General features: G+C 70.2%; 18 protein-coding genes. 13 read left to right on the forward strand and 5 right to left on the reverse strand.

Annotated features, from left to right (window positions below; genetic code table 11):
• Nucleotides 1–28: 28 nt before the first annotated feature.
• Nucleotides 29–1,873, reverse strand: coding sequence for a hypothetical protein (locus tag ACQUQF_RS10305; RefSeq protein ID WP_435178428.1), 1,845 nt, complete (start codon nt 1,871–1,873; stop codon nt 29–31).
• A gap of 263 nt (nt 1,874–2,136) precedes the next feature.
• Here ACQUQF_RS10305 and ACQUQF_RS10310 point away from each other — a divergent pair, with 263 nt between their 5' ends.
• Genes ACQUQF_RS10310 through ACQUQF_RS10325 form a run of 4 tightly spaced genes read left to right on the forward strand, consistent with a single transcriptional unit; the run spans nt 2,137 to nt 3,888 of the window.
• Entirely contained in the window at nt 2,137–3,078 is a 942-nt protein-coding gene (locus ACQUQF_RS10310) for a DUF7124 domain-containing protein (RefSeq protein WP_435178430.1), read from the forward strand.
• Nucleotides 3,079–3,122: 44 nt separating this feature from the next.
• Nucleotides 3,123–3,407 carry a hypothetical protein gene (locus tag ACQUQF_RS10315; RefSeq protein WP_435178432.1) on the forward strand — a complete coding sequence of 95 codons (285 nt, stop codon included), beginning with the start codon at nt 3,123–3,125 and terminating at the stop codon, nt 3,405–3,407.
• The gene (locus ACQUQF_RS10320; RefSeq protein WP_435178433.1) at nt 3,404–3,553 is read left to right on the forward strand and encodes a hypothetical protein; all 150 of its coding nucleotides are present in this window, start codon (nt 3,404–3,406) and stop codon (nt 3,551–3,553) included. Before ACQUQF_RS10315 ends, ACQUQF_RS10320 begins: the two co-directional genes overlap by 4 nt.
• Nucleotides 3,550–3,888, forward strand: a complete 339-nt coding sequence (locus ACQUQF_RS10325) for a hypothetical protein (protein WP_435179518.1) — start codon at nt 3,550–3,552, stop codon at nt 3,886–3,888. The genes ACQUQF_RS10320 and ACQUQF_RS10325 overlap by 4 nt, the downstream gene beginning before the upstream one ends.
• A 50-nt stretch (nt 3,889–3,938) precedes the next feature.
• Here the strand turns inward: ACQUQF_RS10325 and ACQUQF_RS10330 are convergent, their stop codons facing one another.
• Nucleotides 3,939–4,172, reverse strand: a complete 234-nt coding sequence (locus ACQUQF_RS10330) for a hypothetical protein (RefSeq protein WP_435178435.1) — start codon at nt 4,170–4,172, stop codon at nt 3,939–3,941.
• 79 nt (nt 4,173–4,251) lie between these two features.
• Here ACQUQF_RS10330 and ACQUQF_RS10335 point away from each other — a divergent pair, with 79 nt between their 5' ends.
• Together ACQUQF_RS10335 and ACQUQF_RS10340 are read left to right on the forward strand one after the other, a co-directional pair.
• Nucleotides 4,252–4,425: a hypothetical protein gene (locus ACQUQF_RS10335; protein ID WP_435178437.1), complete on the forward strand. Its 174-nt coding sequence runs from the start codon at nt 4,252–4,254 to the stop codon at nt 4,423–4,425.
• A gap of 143 nt (nt 4,426–4,568) precedes the next feature.
• Nucleotides 4,569–4,967, forward strand: a complete 399-nt coding sequence (locus tag ACQUQF_RS10340) for a hypothetical protein (RefSeq protein WP_435178439.1) — start codon at nt 4,569–4,571, stop codon at nt 4,965–4,967.
• A gap of 83 nt (nt 4,968–5,050) precedes the next feature.
• Here the strand turns inward: ACQUQF_RS10340 and ACQUQF_RS10345 are convergent, their stop codons facing one another.
• A complete protein-coding gene (locus ACQUQF_RS10345) occupies nt 5,051–6,277 on the reverse strand; it encodes a DUF7405 family protein (protein WP_435178441.1) in 1,227 nt (408 codons plus the stop codon).
• A 132-nt stretch (nt 6,278–6,409) separates the two neighbouring features.
• Here ACQUQF_RS10345 and ACQUQF_RS10350 point away from each other — a divergent pair, with 132 nt between their 5' ends.
• Genes ACQUQF_RS10350 through ACQUQF_RS10360 form a run of 3 tightly spaced genes read left to right on the forward strand, consistent with a single transcriptional unit; the run spans nt 6,410 to nt 7,130 of the window.
• Nucleotides 6,410–6,550, forward strand: a complete 141-nt coding sequence (locus ACQUQF_RS10350) for a hypothetical protein (RefSeq protein ID WP_435178443.1) — start codon at nt 6,410–6,412, stop codon at nt 6,548–6,550.
• A 3-nt stretch (nt 6,551–6,553) separates the two neighbouring features.
• Nucleotides 6,554–6,874: a hypothetical protein gene (locus tag ACQUQF_RS10355; protein ID WP_435178445.1), complete on the forward strand. Its 321-nt coding sequence runs from the start codon at nt 6,554–6,556 to the stop codon at nt 6,872–6,874.
• Nucleotides 6,867–7,130 (forward strand): hypothetical protein, encoded by a 264-nt coding sequence (locus tag ACQUQF_RS10360; RefSeq protein WP_435178447.1) that lies wholly within the window; start codon nt 6,867–6,869, stop codon nt 7,128–7,130. Before ACQUQF_RS10355 ends, ACQUQF_RS10360 begins: the two co-directional genes overlap by 8 nt.
• Before the next feature lie 22 nt (nt 7,131–7,152).
• On the opposite strand, the gene ACQUQF_RS10365 is transcribed toward ACQUQF_RS10360, so the two are convergent.
• Together ACQUQF_RS10365 and ACQUQF_RS10370 are read right to left on the reverse strand one after the other, a co-directional pair.
• A complete protein-coding gene (locus ACQUQF_RS10365) occupies nt 7,153–7,779 on the reverse strand; it encodes a TorD/DmsD family molecular chaperone (protein ID WP_435178449.1) in 627 nt (208 codons plus the stop codon).
• A 2-nt stretch (nt 7,780–7,781) separates the two neighbouring features.
• A complete protein-coding gene (locus tag ACQUQF_RS10370) occupies nt 7,782–9,944 on the reverse strand; it encodes a 4Fe-4S dicluster domain-containing protein (RefSeq protein WP_435178451.1) in 2,163 nt (720 codons plus the stop codon).
• A gap of 182 nt (nt 9,945–10,126) precedes the next feature.
• On the opposite strand from ACQUQF_RS10370, the gene ACQUQF_RS10375 reads away from it, so the two are divergent.
• From ACQUQF_RS10375 to ACQUQF_RS10390, 4 genes are read left to right on the forward strand one after another with little or no spacing between them, the layout of a single operon-like run.
• Nucleotides 10,127–13,423, forward strand: a complete 3,297-nt coding sequence (locus ACQUQF_RS10375) for a molybdopterin-dependent oxidoreductase (protein WP_435178453.1) — start codon at nt 10,127–10,129, stop codon at nt 13,421–13,423.
• A 59-nt stretch (nt 13,424–13,482) separates the two neighbouring features.
• Nucleotides 13,483–14,130, forward strand: coding sequence for a 4Fe-4S dicluster domain-containing protein (locus ACQUQF_RS10380; protein ID WP_435179520.1), 648 nt, complete (start codon nt 13,483–13,485; stop codon nt 14,128–14,130).
• Nucleotides 14,127–14,693, forward strand: coding sequence for a hypothetical protein (locus ACQUQF_RS10385; RefSeq protein ID WP_435178455.1), 567 nt, complete (start codon nt 14,127–14,129; stop codon nt 14,691–14,693). The genes ACQUQF_RS10380 and ACQUQF_RS10385 overlap by 4 nt, the downstream gene beginning before the upstream one ends.
• Nucleotides 14,690–15,700, forward strand: coding sequence for a cytochrome b/b6 domain-containing protein (locus tag ACQUQF_RS10390; RefSeq protein ID WP_435178457.1), 1,011 nt, complete (start codon nt 14,690–14,692; stop codon nt 15,698–15,700). Before ACQUQF_RS10385 ends, ACQUQF_RS10390 begins: the two co-directional genes overlap by 4 nt.
• The last annotated feature ends 1 nt before the right edge of the window (nt 15,701 follow it).

Genomic DNA, 15,701 nt, shown 5'->3' on the forward strand with positions numbered 1-15,701 from the left:
ACAGGGGCGCGGTCCGACCCGACCGGATTCAGTCCCCGTATCCCTTGAGCTGCAGCTCAGCCTGCGCGACGTAGCCCGACACGCCGGCGGGGTGGGGCACCTCGTCCATCGAGGCCTCCATGACGAGCCAGGCGATGACGCGCTGGTCCTGTATCGCGTCGCCGTCGGCGTACTGCGCCGGGTGGTAGAACGCGAGTTCCGCCTCGATGTCCTCCACCCGCGTCTTCTGGGACTTCGCCGGGCCGATGTCCCCGGGCCGGCGCCTGACCACGACGATCTCGAGGTCGCGGTCCAGCGGGACGTCTATCGCCTCGGTCCCGCCGGGGTTCGAGAAGCGGACCTTCTGGCCCGGTTCGCCCTGGTGGTAGAACTCGGTCTCGGGCGTGCGCCACTCGTCGCCGTCGAAGAGCCGGGTCCGGACCCCATCGGTCGTCCCCGGCGTGACGTCGAGCGCCGTCAGGTGGAGGTACTGCTGGACGACGGGCTCCTCGCCCTCCCAGTCGTCGGGGACGCCGTAGTTGCGGAGGGATTCGACCACGTATCCGGGGCCGTGGCGCCGCCAGATCGGGACGAGCCGACCGTCCGCGAAGAACTCGTAGGAGATGTTGTAGTTGTAGGGGCCGAACTGCGCGCCCGAGTGGAAGTCGGTGCTCCCGCGACCCTGCGCCCCGGTGTGGTAGTGGGTCCGGAACTGGAACCCCGACGGATGGCCCCTGCGCCCGGGGTAGTCTATCTTCCCGAGGTGACCCGGCCCCCCGAACGGAACGCTGTGGATGTCCCAGAACAGGTGGTGTCCGTTGAAGACGGGCTCGTGGTCCGGGAAGAACCAGTCGAGCGAGCTCCGGCCCTCCCGAGGCGGGAGGCCGTAGCCGGTGGGCGTCGCCATGGCGTTCATGCTCTGGAAGACCGGCTTGCCCCGGTACCGGCCCGTGAAGGTCACGCCCATCGTCACGGGCGGCTCCCACTCGATGCCCCAGCCGTCCTGCTCGAACGTCCGCTCCGGCACGAGCTCGAACCGGTGGAACCCGTCGTTGGCCGTCTTGAGCGGCCGCTTCTCCCGGGGGACCCGCGGCAGGATTCCCAGCAGCGTCCCGCTGTCGGGCGAGATCTGGCGGGCCATCTGCTGGACTGGGTACCGCGTGAAGTCCTCGACGAAGTGGACGTCCACCAGTTCCGGATTCCCCGGGTCGGTGACGTCGACGTAGCCGGACGCTACCTCGACGCTGTCCCCGTCGACCGCGTAGAGGATGACGATGGAGACCGATCCGTGGGGCGTGTCCTTCCACGCGGTGATGCTCTCGGCGACCTTCTCCATCGGCCACCAGTCCTTCCCCGCCAGGAAGTCCGCGACGTCCGGATCGTCGAGCATGGTCTGGGTCCGGCGGCTCGCCTGCTCGTCGTACTCCTCGACCCACGAGACGTCGATGGGGTCGTTGATCTGGAGCGCGACCAGTTCGTTGCGGCGGCGGTCCACGAGTCCGTATATCGTCTGTCGGTTCTTCGCCGTGATCTCGAACCGCCCGGTGTCGTGACCGCCCTCGACGGTGTAGTCCGTCGGCCCCTGGACGCTGATGGAGTCGAGGTGGTTCGACAGCGGTTCGTACCCGATGAAGTGGGCGATCCACCCCCGTGCGACCTCGTTGACCGCCGGGTCGTTCAGGAGGGTCCTGATCGCCTCCTTGCGGCGGTGGACGTGGACGATCTCGTAGTTCTCCTCGTGGAAGTCGCGCGTCGAGACGCGTTCGGAACCCGTGATACGGGCCTCCGGGTCGGGCAGTTCCTGGCCGGGGCCGTCGCCGGTCGACACTCGCTCGTCGCGCGCAGCTGCAGCAGGGACGCCCGCGACTGCGCCCGCGGCCAGTGCTCCTTTCATGAAGCTCCGACGATACCATCCCGTTTCGTGTCCCTCGTTATCATTAGTCATATGGCGGACCACCGTACTATGAACCGTCGGAAATAGATATTGTCGCACTCCAGAGCCAAAACTATCAAGTATTACCGCAGTCCGGGCAGTAATCCGTCGTCGCGATCCGGTGCGTTCCGGTGTGCTCCGAGCGTGATTTCTAGACGGGGATAGCCTTAACCCGGTCAGCGTCGATACTGTCACGCGATAGCGTCCCGCACGACGCACCCACCATGACAGACCGAATCGACCTCGACGAATGCGGCGCGGACGACGACGAGGCGGACGGCCCCAACCCCGGCGACTGGTTCTGGCGCGGGGAGGGCGACCCCGACCGGCAACGGACAGCCTCGACCGACGCGCGAAGCGACTCGGAAGCGACCGACGACGCCACCGACGGGTCGGCGGAATCGGCGACCGCGACGGCCGACTCGTCGGGCGCGCGACTGGACCCGACGGACCCCGCGTCCGGTCCCGTCCCCCGCGTCCCCCGCGAGAACGAGGACCGGCCGGCGGGCATCCCGGTGGAGTCCGGCGGCGCCGGCACGGGCGCGGGCGTCGACGGCGGGAGCGGCGCGACCGCCGATGAAGGCGCGGCCAGTGACGCGGGCGACGCCGCTGCCGGGTCCGACGCCACCGAACCCGAGGCGGCGGGCCCCCACGGCGGCGGCGCGGACGACATGACCCTGGCGTTCACCTACCGGGCCGCGACCCGCCTCGGGGACTTCGGGGCGGCCGCGGCCGACGCAGCGGGGTGGGCCGACTGGGTCGGCGTGGTCGGCCGGGTGCCGGCCCACGTCCTCAACAAGTTCCAGCGCGACCGCAACGTCGACCTCGACTTCTTCAACGGGAGCGCGCGCGGCCCGGGCGAGCGCCTCGCGGCCGTCGACCGCCACTCGATGTTCTACGCCGAGCGCATGGTCGTGGTCGGGATCGAAGGTGAGGACGAGGACATCGCCGGGCGGGCCGACTGGGAGTTCGTCCCGCTCGCGGAGGCCGCCGAGAAGGCCGGGTGGGAACTTGACGGGGACGGGCCGGAGCGGGTCGACGGCGCTGCGGGCGAGACCGGCGATTCCGCGCGCGAGGCGGGCGACCCGGCAGACGGGACCGACGACGCCGCGAACGGGACCGACGGCGTTGCGGACCGGGACGGAACCGGCGACGTCGCGGAGTAGTTTTTTGGTCCGTGGCGTGGTAACGCTGCCCACGGGGGAGTCACATGAGCTTACGAACCGCGGGACGTCAGTCGCCGGTACTGCTGGCCGGCGTCCTGCTCTTCGGCGCGTGGATCGGACTAAACCTGTTCCGGGTGTTCGACGCGATACCGTCGTTCTGGACCGGCGGGGGCGACGTCGGGTACACGTGGCTCGGCGGACTGGTCGGTCTGCTGGTCATGCTGATCCTGGTCGGCCTGCTGGTCACGCTGTACAGCGCGCTCACGGAGTCGTCGCCGACGCCCGACACGTTCCCGCCGCGGGAGGGCGGCGCACGGACCGAGCGATGACCTACTACGAGTGCGCGGCGTGCGGCCAGCTGGCCGACTTCGCCGACGCCCACGGCCGGGCGCTGCGCCGGCGGTGCCCGGTCTGCGAGGCCGAGACCACCTGGGAGACCGCCTTCACCGACGAGGGAACGGGGGTGTCGTTCTGACCCTGGAGTTCGCGGTGGGCGACCGCTTCGTCGAGGCGGCCGAGGAGTGGGGCGACGACCGGCTGATGGACCGCGAGGACGCGGTCGAGACCAAGGTCGAGCAGGCGCTGCTGGAGATCGAACACCTCGCGTCGGGCGCGACCGAGGTTGAGTTCGCGGTCGAGGGCCGGACCGTCCGCCACGAGCCGAGCGAGGAGCTCGACGAGCTGCTGGCCGCGCAGGCCGCCGAGACCGGGCTCGACGAGGCCGACGTCCTCGCGCTCCACGTCGACCTGTTCTCGGGCGCGTTCCGCGAGGACGACGCGGTCCGGCCGCCGAACGCGCCGCCGGAGTGACCGCCGGGCGCGGCTGACGGACCGCGGCTCGCGGTCGGAGTGACGAGGGCTCACCGCCGGTCGTCGTCGACCGCGTCCATCGCCTCGGCCTGCCGCCGGACGTCGCCGAGCGCCCGCTCCTGCTCGTCGCGGGTGGCGCCGCCGGACTCGACGTGGAGGCCCCCGTACTGCCACGAGGGGATGGCGTCCCAGACGGTGCCGTCGGCCTCGTCCGGGTCGGCGTCGTCCTCGCCGCCCGCCGACTCCCCGCAGGAGCGTAGCCACGCGACCAGGCGAGAGAGCACGGGCGATAGTGTCATCTCCGCCACCATAACTGTTCGCCCCGGGGGAACGCCTAAGTCCCTCCTCGTCGTGAGCTAACGCATGGCGCACAGGGACGTCGGATGGCGACCGGACCTCGGCCTCGAGGAGTACGGCGGTCACGAGCTCTGGGACCACGGCATCGGACCCCACGAGGTGAACGCCGCCGAAGTCGACGGCGAGATCCAGTTCCCCGCGGAGCTGAAAGAGGGCCTCTCGACGCTGGACGACGCGTAATCGGAGCCGTCGCACGGTGGGGCCGTCAGCGACGTAGCGACCGCTTCGACGGTGAAGACACTTGTCGGAAGTGAATACGTAAGCGAACGATGAAGGGCACTTATGCCGGACGCCGTCGCCCTTCCATTGCGGAGTGATAACACATGGCAAGAAACGGCGGGGAGAGCTCCAATCGACGCGAGGTCCTGAAGAGTCTCGGTAGCGTAACCGCAGTGCTGCCGGTCGTGGGCGTGGCCACCGCTCGGACGTCGTCGGAGCGCAGTCGGCGGACTCCGGTCGACCCCGATCGGAACGCCCAGAACTGGGGGGAGTTCGCGATATGGGGCGCGGACCACCTCGAGATCGATTACAAGTTCACCGCCCCGAACGCCGCCCCGATTCCCGGTGAGGGCGACACCGGCGCGGAGGTCCGCGGGAACGACCGCATCGTCGAGGACCCACAGGGGGACATCGTGTACGGGAGAACGGGGTTCGGGGAGAACGACCTGTGGGACGTCGACCGGATCTTCCACCTGGAGATCACGGACGCGAGGGTCGAGTAGCCGGACTGCGACTTTCGGAGGCCCCGTTCTTCCACCTTTTCAGACGCGGTCCGGACCGTGTACCGACCCCGCCTCTCAGAGGATCACAGCTGCGGGAACGCCCGCTCCTCGCGCGGGGGCACGTAGAAGTTGGCCCGCGACCGGACGCTCACGAAGTTGAGGATGCCGTTGTTCTCCCGGTCGGTGATCTCCGGGCTGTCGTCGCGGACGTACCAGCCGTTCATCGCCTTCCGGGTGCGCTCGAACGCCGACAGCGACTTCTGGAGCGAGAGGAAGTGGACTCCTGCGTGGCCCCCGTCGACGGTGTTGAAGTCCCGGCGGAGCAGCAGCGGTTCGCCGTCCTTCCGGGTCTGGGCCACCTTCTCCTGGTGGCCGACGACGTCGAACTCGCGGGCGTGACGGGTCACCTCGTCGCTGAAGGGGACGTCGTCGGTGAATCCCTCCACGTCGGCGGGCGAGAACTCCGGGGAGAACATCCGGGCGACGCGCTCGTCCGCGTCGAACGCCTCGAACCACTCGCCCAGCGACTGCCGGAGGTGGCTGAGGTGCATCGTCGTCCCGCCGGCGTACGCGCCCGAGCCGATGGTCGCCCGGTCCTCGCTCGCCTGTGTCCCGCGGAACCCCGACCGGAAGCCCATGAACATCCGGTCGCCCTCCGAGAGCGGCGGGTTCTCGGGGATGCCCTCGGCGTCGGTGTGTGCGACCGGGAGGCCGGCCCCGCGGAACCCGGTCCGGCGCGCCGACACGTCGAAGACGTCGCCGAGGCGCGCGTCGACCGAGGTGCCGGCGAGCGACCCCCGACTCCCGAACATCGCGGCCTCGGCCGCCTGCAGGTGCGAGGCGGCGTCGCCGGCCAGCACCAGCGCGGCGTCGAAGTCGAGCAGGTCGGGGTCGTCGGTCCGCGAGAGGACCTTCGGCTTCCGAATCGGCGAGGCGTCGAGCTCGCCGACGCGCTCGAAGTAGCTCGTGCCCCAGGCCAGCGAGTGGAGCAGCCCGTCCGACGACCAGTCGTAGGCCGACTCTAGGCCCCGCATCGCGCGCTCGACGCGCTCGGCGGCCTCGACCGAGGGCGACTCCGCGAGGTCGAGCAGCAGCACGCGGTGATGACGGGGCAGCAGGGGGTTACCGTGCGCGTCGCGCCGCGAGACGTCGTTCCACGCGTGCTGTCTGGCCGGCACGTCGTTCGGGTTCGAGGGCAGGTCGAGGTTCGCCGACCCGTCGTCCCCGGGCCGGAACTGCGAACACCCCGCGAGCCCCCCGGCGACCGCCGCGCCCGCGAGCTTCCCGAGCAGGCGGCGTCGTAGCCCCATCGTGGTAATCGACGTGGCTAGCGCGGCGACGGGCAAAAGCATTGCTCCCGACGCGTCCGACCGCCTACGGGACGCGACGGTGTTCAATGGAGCCGCAAGCGTTTATTGTGACGCACCCCCATAGCACCAGTAGTGCTCGCAATCGGCCCGCTCCACGGCGGGGCCGGGATGAGCCTCCCGCTGGCCGCCGACACCGCGAGCGCGGTGCTCGCGGTCGGCGCGGCCGTCTTCGGCCTCGTCGTCTACGACGCCTACCGGACCTACTGGGGGTAGCACATGCAGGGAGACCACCGCACGCGCGACCCGCGGCCCGACCGGGCCGCGACCGACCGCTCCGACACCGACCGGCCGTACCGCCGCCGCGCCCTCGGCCTGCTCCGGGGGTCGGTGTACGCGCTGACCGCGCTGCTCGGCCTGTCGCTGCTCGTCATCGGGACCATCGCCATCATCGCCGAGGTGAAGGGGACGTGGCACTGGGCCATCCACCTCGAATCGACCCTGAGCTTCGTCGGCCTGTTCGTCCAGTACCTGCTCGCGGCGCTCGTCCCGCTGTTCGGCCTGTTCGTCGCGGCCCGGAGGCGGTGGTCGGATGCCTGACCCGCGGGACCTCCCGGTCCGGCGGCCGAGCCTCAGGCGCCTGATGCAGGTCGCGCCCCTCGTCCTCGTCGGCGCGCTGCTTGTCGTGGTCGCCGGCGTCGGCCTGGTCGCGGCGGTCGCCGAGACCCAGCAGACCTGGCGGTGGTACTTCCGGATGGAGCAGGCGATCGCGACCGCGACGCCACTCGCGCTCGCCCTCTCGGGAGCCTCCGTCCTGGCGCTGTTCGGCGCGGTGCTGCTGACCGGCACCGAGTAGCGGACGCGCTTGCGCTCGTCGGTCACACCATCTGGGCGACCAGTTCGTCCTCGAACTCGACCAGGCCGGCGACCACCTTCGCGCCGGCCCGGTAGAACGGCTCGTCGGTCTCCGCCAGCACGTCGTCGGCGAAGGCGTCGATCCAGTGGAGGAGGTGCTCGTCTAAGAACACCCGCTCGTAGCCGAACGTCTCCTCGTCGCCCCTTCGCTGGCGGTCGACGAGGTGGCGCAGGAACGCCAGTTCGACCGCGAGGTGGTCGTCCTCCTCGGGGTACGCCTCGGGCGGCGACCACCCCGCGGCGGCGTAGCTCGCCGACACCTCCGCGAGCCCCTCGCCCAGGAAGTCCCTGTCCTCCCGGTAGTACGTCTCGTGGGCCAGGACGGGCGGGCGCGGGCCGACGAAGACCCGGGTGTACTCGGTCGCGAGTTCGTCACGGACCGCCTCGGCGTCCCGGCCCTGGTTTGCCTCGACGAACCGCTCCAGCCCGGCGAACCCCTCGTCGAGGTCGGGGCTGACCGCCTCGCCCGGCGTCCGAACCTCTCCGGACAGCAGGTTCGACACGAACGTCTCGCGGGGCGCGTCCCAGAACGTGTCGATGGCGTAGTCGACGAGTTCGATGCGCGCGTCGTAGAGCGCCGTCTCGTCCATCCTCACCGCCCTCCCTCGAACAGGAGCCCGGCGCGGCAGTCGCCGCAGTACTCGAAGACGCTGTGCTCGGAGTCCGGGGCGAGGCCCGCCACCATCTCGCCGACCTCGCCCTCGATCTTGGCGGCCGACGCCTCGCTGGTGAACGGGTCGCCACAGCGGACGCACTCGCGCATCTCGCCCTCCATCACCGTGGTCCACGCCGGGTCGTCGGGCTCGCCGTCCTCGCCCGCGACGTCCCCGCGGTTCTCGGGCAGCAGCGACAGGTCGAGGCCGTCCCGCATCGTGATGGCGGTCTCGGGACACCCCTCCTCGCAGAGCCCGCAGTCGACGCACCGCTGGTGGTTGAACTCCAGGTTCCCCTCCCGCCGACGGACGGCGTCGGTCGGGCAGAGGTTGGTGCAGGTCGGCGTCAGCGCACAGTCGTCGCTCACCGCCATCCGGCCGAAGTCCGACAGGCCCCGGATCACCTCGCGCTCGGGGTCGACGTGCTCTAAAATCGCCCGGACGCTCTCCAGCGCCCAGGCGTGGTTGTCGAACGCGGGGTTGGCCCGGTCCTCGCCGGGAAGTTCGCCGGTCGCCTCGTGGTCGCCCGCCGGGACCGGCGACTCGTCGAGGGAGTCGACGAACGCGTCGAGCGCGTCGGCGAACCCCTCGGGGTCGTCGGGGTCGGGCGCGAGGAACGTCGCGCGCTCGCCCAGCCCGAGGTCGGCGGTCGCGCGGTTCACCCGCTCGACGAGCGCGGCCTTCGGGTCCGGACCCGAGTGCTGACAGTCGCCGCCGCACCCGACCACCGCCACGCCGTCGGCCCCGGCCGCCAGCGCGTGCAGGACGTGGGCCTCGCCCACGGTGTCGGCGCAGGGGACCGAGACCGGCAGAATCGGGTGATACTCGAACGCTTCGCCGTCGGCAGTCGCCTCGCGACCGTACCGCCGGAGCGAGCGGGCGGCCCGCTCCGAGCAGACGAACGCCGCGACCTGCTCGCCGATGGGGTCGCTGCCGCCGAACAGCCAGCCGCCCGAGTCGGGCGGCTCCAGCAGCGCCTCGACCTCACGTGCGAGGCGGCGGTTCGACGGCTCCCTGAGCTGCGTGGCGCCGGTCGGGCATGCACTGGTGCAGGCCCCGCAGTCCTGACACGCCACCTCGTCGAACGCCACGTCGTCTATCCGGGGGCGCTCGACCGCGCCGTGGGGGCAGGCCTCGACGCACTCGTTGCACCCCGTCTGGCTCGACTCGCCCGACGCGCAGACGTCCATGTCGAGGTCGAGGAACTTCGGCTTCTCGACGCCGCCGAGCAGGTTCTCGACCGCTGCGATCGTCCCGGCGTCGACCGGCCCGGTGAAGAAGCCCAGCCGGCCGCCCCGGGTCTCGGGGTCGGCGCCGGGGTACACCACCTGGTCCGCCGCTATCGCGCGCTCGACGCCGGCCAGCTCGATGGCGTCGGTCGGGCAGCACTCGATCCAGTCCTCGTCGCCCGCGGCGCTCTCGGCCGCCTCGCGGGTGACGTCGACGGGATCGCGAGTCAGGCCCTCGTCGGGGCCGCGCCGGACGCAGTCCATGCAGCCGATGCAGTCGTCGGTGACGCGGCTCTCCAGGACGAGCTCGAAGTCACCGTACCGGCCGTCGACGCCGACGACGCGGCCGCGCTCGACGGACACGTCGTCGAGGTCGGCGTCGACGTCGGCGAGGTCCCGGCCCTGGGCGACCAGGGTCACGTCGGCGGTGTCGGCCAGCGCGGCCGCGGTCTCCGGGTCGCCGACCACCGCGACCGACTCGCCGGCCTCCCGGGAGACCGACCGCGAGACCGCCTCCTCGCGCAACCCGGCGAACCGGGCGTTGAGCAGCCGCGCGGTCTTCTCGGTCGCGGCGGGTTCGTCGTGGACCCAGCCCGCGCCCGCCCGGTGGTCGACGAACGCGGCCGCCTCCGGGTGGAGCCCCTTCTCGACCGCGAGGTCGCGCAGCCGGCGCTCGCACCGGTCCGCCGCGGCGGTCGCGACGAACTGGTCGAGGTCGTACTCGTCGACGACCTCCGCCATGGCCGCGAGGCCGTCCTCGCAGAGCAGTTCCGAACTCGCCACCACGTCGACCCCGTCGACGCCCTCCCGGACCCCTTCGAGGTCTACGTCGCACGTCTCCCCGCACGAGCAGACGAACGCCCCCGTCTTCATGCCCGTACTGATACACGACTCTCTGCCAAAGGTCTTGCGCAGCGTCAACACGCACCACTGCGGCCCCTCCGTCGGAGACGTGTCCGAAAACTGTCCGTACCACCCGAACTTTAATGATTGTTTGAATTGAATGCGTGCTAGGGATTGGCGAGTGCTGACAAGGCACACGCCACGGGGGCACCATGAGCACCGAACCAACGGAGCCAGTTTCACTCGACCTCGACCGGCGCTCGTTCGTGAAGGCGAGCGCGCTGGCGGGGGCAGTCGCACTCGGTGGTAGCGCGGCGGGACAGGTACTCGCGCAGGACGAGGGAGGTGAGGACGATCCCGAGGGGTCGCTCGGCCAGACCGAGACGGTCAAGACCATCTGCAACTTCTGCGCGGTGGGCTGCGGCTTCAAGGGCGAGCGCAAGGGCGACGCGTTCGTCGGACAGGAGCCGTGGCACGAGCACCCCATCAACAACGGGTCGCTCTGCTCGAAGGGCGCCGGCATCTACGGCAGCGAGCACTCGCCCAAGCGCCTGAAGCACCCGCTGAAGCTGGTGAACGGCGAGTGGCGGAAGGTCTCGTGGGACGCCGCGATGAAGGAGGTCGGCGAGAAGCTCAACACCTACCGCGAGGAGTCGGGCCCGGACAGCGTGATGTGGCTCGGCAGCGCCCACCACAGCAACGAGGAGGCCTACGCCTTCCGGAAGCTGGCCGCCTTCTTCGGGACGACCAACGTCGACCACCAGGCCCGGATCTGTCACTCGACGACGGTCGCGGGGCTGGCGAACACGTGGGGGTACGGCGCGATGACCAACACCATCAACGACTACCGGAACTTCGACCTCGACATCATCATCGGGCAGAACCCCGCCGAGGCCCACCCGATCGCGATGCAGCACATCCTCGAGGGGCAGAAGCGCGGGGGGAAGATCGTGGTCATCGAGCCCCGGTTCACCAAGACCGCGGCCCACGCCGACCACTTCTACCGGCTCCGACCCGGCACCGACACCGCCCTGATGATGGGGCTGCTGCGGTACCTCCGCGACCAGGGCGAGCTCGACCAGCAGATGCTGAGCCAGCGGGTCAACGGTTGGCCCGACGTCGAGGCGAAACTCGACCGGTACGACCTCGACACCGTCTCGGACGTCACCTGGATCAGCAAGTCCGACATCCGGGAGATCGGCGACCTGGTGATCGAGAACAAGCCGAACGTCCAGATCGAGTGGGCGATGGGCGGCACCCAGCACAACAACGGCACCCAGCACATCCGGTCGTACGCGATGCTGAGCCTGGCGTCCGGGTCGGCCGCCCGGTCGGGCGGCGGCCTCCAGGTGATGCGGGGCCACTCGAACGTCCAGGGGGCGACCGACCTCGGGCCCAACAGCCACATCCTGCCGGGCTACTACTCGGTGAGTTCGCCGGCCTCGTGGGGCTACTGGTCCCAGGTCTGGGACAAGAGCCCCTGGACCAGCGGGAGCACCTCGTTCAAGGACCTGTACGACCGCTACGACCTGATGCCCAAACAGAAGTGGCGCGACCAGGCCGGCGAGGCGACCGCGACGTTCCAGTTCCTGGGCAACGAGGTCGAGAGCCGGTCGATGATGTTCCAGAAGGGGCTGACGGTCGCCCGGTGGTTCGAGGGCGCGCTCCCCAAGAGCGAGCGGCTGGGCCAGTCGGTGCTCTACCAGCCCAACCGGCTGCGGGCCGCGGTGTTCGACGGCCACTCTGCCAACTCCATCAGCGAGATGGGCAAGCAGAAGAAGGCGATGGAGAACCTCGACCTGCTGGTCGTCATCGACATGTTCCCGTCGCTGGCGTCGGTGATGGCCGAGCGCGACGACGGCGTCATCATCCTGCCGGCCGCCAGCCAGTACGAGCACCACGGCACCGTGACCAACTCCCACCGGTCGGTCCAGTGGCGCAACCCGGTCCGGCCGCCGAGCCACAACTCCAAGCCGGACATGCAGATCATCCAGGAGCTGGCGGCCGAGCTCGGACACGGCGAGCACTTCGACTGGGGCGGCGGGCCCGAGCTGTTCAGCGGGAAGGCCACCTACGAGCAGTGCCTGAAGGAGATCAACCTCGGGGTCCGGACCATCGGCTACCAGCAGGACCCCCAGCGGCTCCAGCGCCAGTACGAGTACGACTACGCGTTCAGCACCGAGGACCTGGAGGGCAAGTCCGGTCCGGTCGAGGGCGAGTACTGGCAGCTGCCGTGGCCGTGCTGGGGCGAGGGCCACCCGGGCACGCCCATCATCTGGCGCGACGACCTCGACCCGCGGGAGGGCGGGCAGGACTTCCGCGCGCGGTGGGGCACGAAAGCGCCGACCCGCCAGGAGTGGAACCAGATGGTCAGCACGGGTGACGTGCCCGACGAGAAGCAGTACCCGTTCGAGAACACGGTCCAGCAGCAGGGCCAGCAGGGACTGAACATGCTGCGGGCGCCGTACGACCCCGACTGGTGGAACGGCCAGAACCCCATCCGGGGCGTCCCGCAGTACCCCGGGTTCTCGACGGTGTGGCCCCGGGACATCAAGAACCCGACCAAGCTCTCGGTGCCGTACGAGTACGCGCTCCGCGAGGACAAGTCGGTGCTCGACACCGCCCGGAAGCTCAAGCAGGTGCGCCAGAACGGCACCGTGATGCCCCCCGGAGCGGCGTCGGGAATCAATCCGTCGGACTACCGGCAGTACGACTACAAGCAACCCGACGCGCCGACCGGTCGCGGTCGGGCGCGGGCGGTGGCGTGGAACTTCCTCGACACGGTGCCGGTCCACCGCGAACCCATCGAGAGCCCGCGGCCGGACCTGGTCGAGCAGTGGCCGGCCAACGGCCAGCAGCGCAACTTCTACCGGCTCGACCAGAACAACGCCGCGCTCCAGCAGACCGCGACCAAGAACGCCAACCAGCAGGGGATGGACACCATCATGACGACCGGTCGGCAGGTCGAGCACCAGGGCGGCGGCTCGGAGTCGCGCTCGAACGTCTTCCTCGCCGACCTCCAGCCCCACATGTACGCCGAGATCCACCCGAAGAAGGCCGAGACCATCGGTCAGAACCAGCAGGGCGTCTCGGCCGGGATCGAGGGGGGCGACCTCGTCATCGTCCAGACGACCGACCGGGGGTCGGTGCTGGTGAAGGCGCGGGTGACCCACCGGCCCAATCCCCGGGAGATCTTCCTGCCGTTCCACTGGGGCGGCGTCTTCCACGGCAAGAGCCTGGAGGAGAAGTACCCCGACGGGATGGCGCCGTTCGCCATCGGCGACAGCGCGAACATCGTCACCTCGCGGGGGTACGACGCCGAGACCCAGATGCAGGAGACCAAGCCCGCGATGGTCAAGGTGCTGAAGGCCACCGAGAGCGAGCTCAAGCGACTCAACATGTGGGAGGACGGCGTGATGGCCGGCTTCGACGCCGAGTTCCCGCAGGACCGCGAGGGGATCGGCACGCAGAAGGACTTCGACGTGCGGGACAACCGGACCGTCCAGTGAGGTGACAGACAATGTCCAAAAACCAATCTCAGAACCAGCAGGGGTCGAGCGAGGAGGTCATGCGCGCCGGCGTGAAGTCGACCGGCGAGGGGGCGCGCATCTTCCCGGACGTCGAGGCCTGCATCGACTGCGGCGGCTGCGTCGTGGCGTGCAAGCGGACGTGGGACGTGCCCCGGGACGAACAGCGCATCAGCGTCGCCACGATGATGGAGGGCCAGGAGGCCGCCCAGGGGCTCAACGCCAACAGCGGGCAGGCGCTCCAGCAGGGCCAGAAACCGGGCGAGACGTCGATCCCGATGCAGTGCTACCACTGCGAGAACGCGCCGTGCGTGTCGGTCTGCCCGACCGACTCGCTGATCAAGAAGGACGACGGCTTCGTCGACGTGCGCGACAGCCTCTGCGTCGGCTGCCAGTACTGCCTGTCGGCGTGTCCGTTCGGCGCGCCCCAGTTCCCGGAGGCCGACGACGGGAGCGCGCAGTTCGTCGGCAACGGCAACGTGATGGACAAGTGCACCATGTGCGAGGAGCGCCAGTCCGAGACCGGCAAGGGCCCGGCCTGCGCCGAGGAGTGCTCGACCGACGCCATCCTGGTCGGGAGCGCCGACCAGATCGCCGACGAGCTCGAGCGGCGCGGGTCGGCCCCGTTCTTCAACGACGTGGCGATGGAGATCATCTTCGGCGACGACGCGGAGGTGTTCGGCGGATGAGCGACCGCGACGCCGGGACGGCGGCCCGCCGTCGCGAGGCCGACGACGAGGAGGTCGGCGACGAGCCGCGCGGAACCGACGCCGAGACCGCCCGGACCTCGCCCGACGACCCGGCCGGCCGCGATCCTGCCGAGGGCGACGACGGCGACGACGGCGCGGGGCTCACGGGGGCGGCGGCGGTGATCGTCGCGGCGGTCGTCGGGCTGGGCGTCACCGCGCTGGCGTACCTCTGGGTCGACGGCTTCTTCGGCGGAGAGGTCTTCTACGAGCAGCTGTTCCGGGTCGCGCCCACGGTCTCGGGCGGCGGGGTCGGCAGCGACTGGGTGTTCGGCAACACCGTACCGGTGCTCGACGCGGCCATCGCGGTCGTCCACGCCGCCGACGTCATCATGGGGGTGTTCATCCTCGTGATGGTGTTCGTCCACTGGGCGATCTTCCGGCGGCTCGCCCGGCGGATGCGACCGCCGGCGGGCCGGCAGACCGGCGACGCCGTGGCGACCGACGGCGGGGCGCGCGACGAGCCCCGAGCCGACGGTGGCGAGCGGGGAGGTGACGACCGGTGACCAACCTCGACCACACCAAGTTCGGGCGGACGACCACGGTATTCCACTCGCTGCTGGCGCTGGACGTGTTCGCGCTGTTCTTCACGGGCTACTCGGTGATGTTCAACGACGAGCTGTGGTGGCTGGTCACGCTGATGGGCGGCAACCAGGGCGTGCTGGCGGTCCACCGGCTCGCGGGGCTGGGGCTCATCGCGCTCGTGGTGTTCTGGATCGTCCTGACCGTCATCACACCCGGCGGTCGGCGGGGCGTCCGGGCGGCCATGCCCTCGAAGGAGGACGTCGACGCAGCTATCCAGGACGTGCAGTTCGCGCTGGGCCGGGCCGACGAGCGCCACCCCAACGCCCGGCAGTTCGCGGGCTACTCCGCCGACGAGGTGCCCCTGCTGAGCTACGTGGGGAAGGGCGTGGTCTGGATCTTCTCGATCGAGCTCGTGCTGCTGACAATCTCGGGCCTGCTCGTCTGGAACAAGGTCGGGCTGATGCAGTACCTCGCGACCAAGACCGCCGCGATGGCGTTCGTCACCTTCCACGGGCTGCTCGGGGTCATCATGCTGATGGGCGTGATGTTCCACATCTTCGAGCACGGCTTCCACCCGGCGTTCTACCCGGTGGAGCTCAAGGCGTTCGTCCCGAACGAGCTCGCGCCCGGCGGGCACGGCGAGGGCGAGGACCACGACGGAACGGGCATCGAGCTGCTGACCCTCTCGGACAACTGGAACTGGGCCGCGAACCTGATGGGTGCGCTCGTCGTCGTCGGCATCGTGAGCGTCCTCATCGGCAGCATCTTCGACGAGGGCTACCCGGTGCCTCGCGAGCTCGCGGTCGGCGGCGGGCCGACCAACGCGCTGCTGACGGTCGGCATCAACGTCGGGATCCTGGTGCTGTTCGTCGGCCTGGTGCTCTCGATGTACGGCAACGTGCTCCGGAAGCGCTACGAGGCGCAGGTCCGCGAGGAGCGCCGCGAGCGCGCGGTGACCGACGGGAGCGGGAAGGCGAGCGACGACTAGC

Origin of the sequence: Halorussus sp. AFM4 (genome assembly GCF_051194995.1) — an archaeon.
In the GTDB taxonomy this organism is placed as follows: domain Archaea; phylum Halobacteriota; class Halobacteria; order Halobacteriales; family Haladaptataceae; genus Halorussus.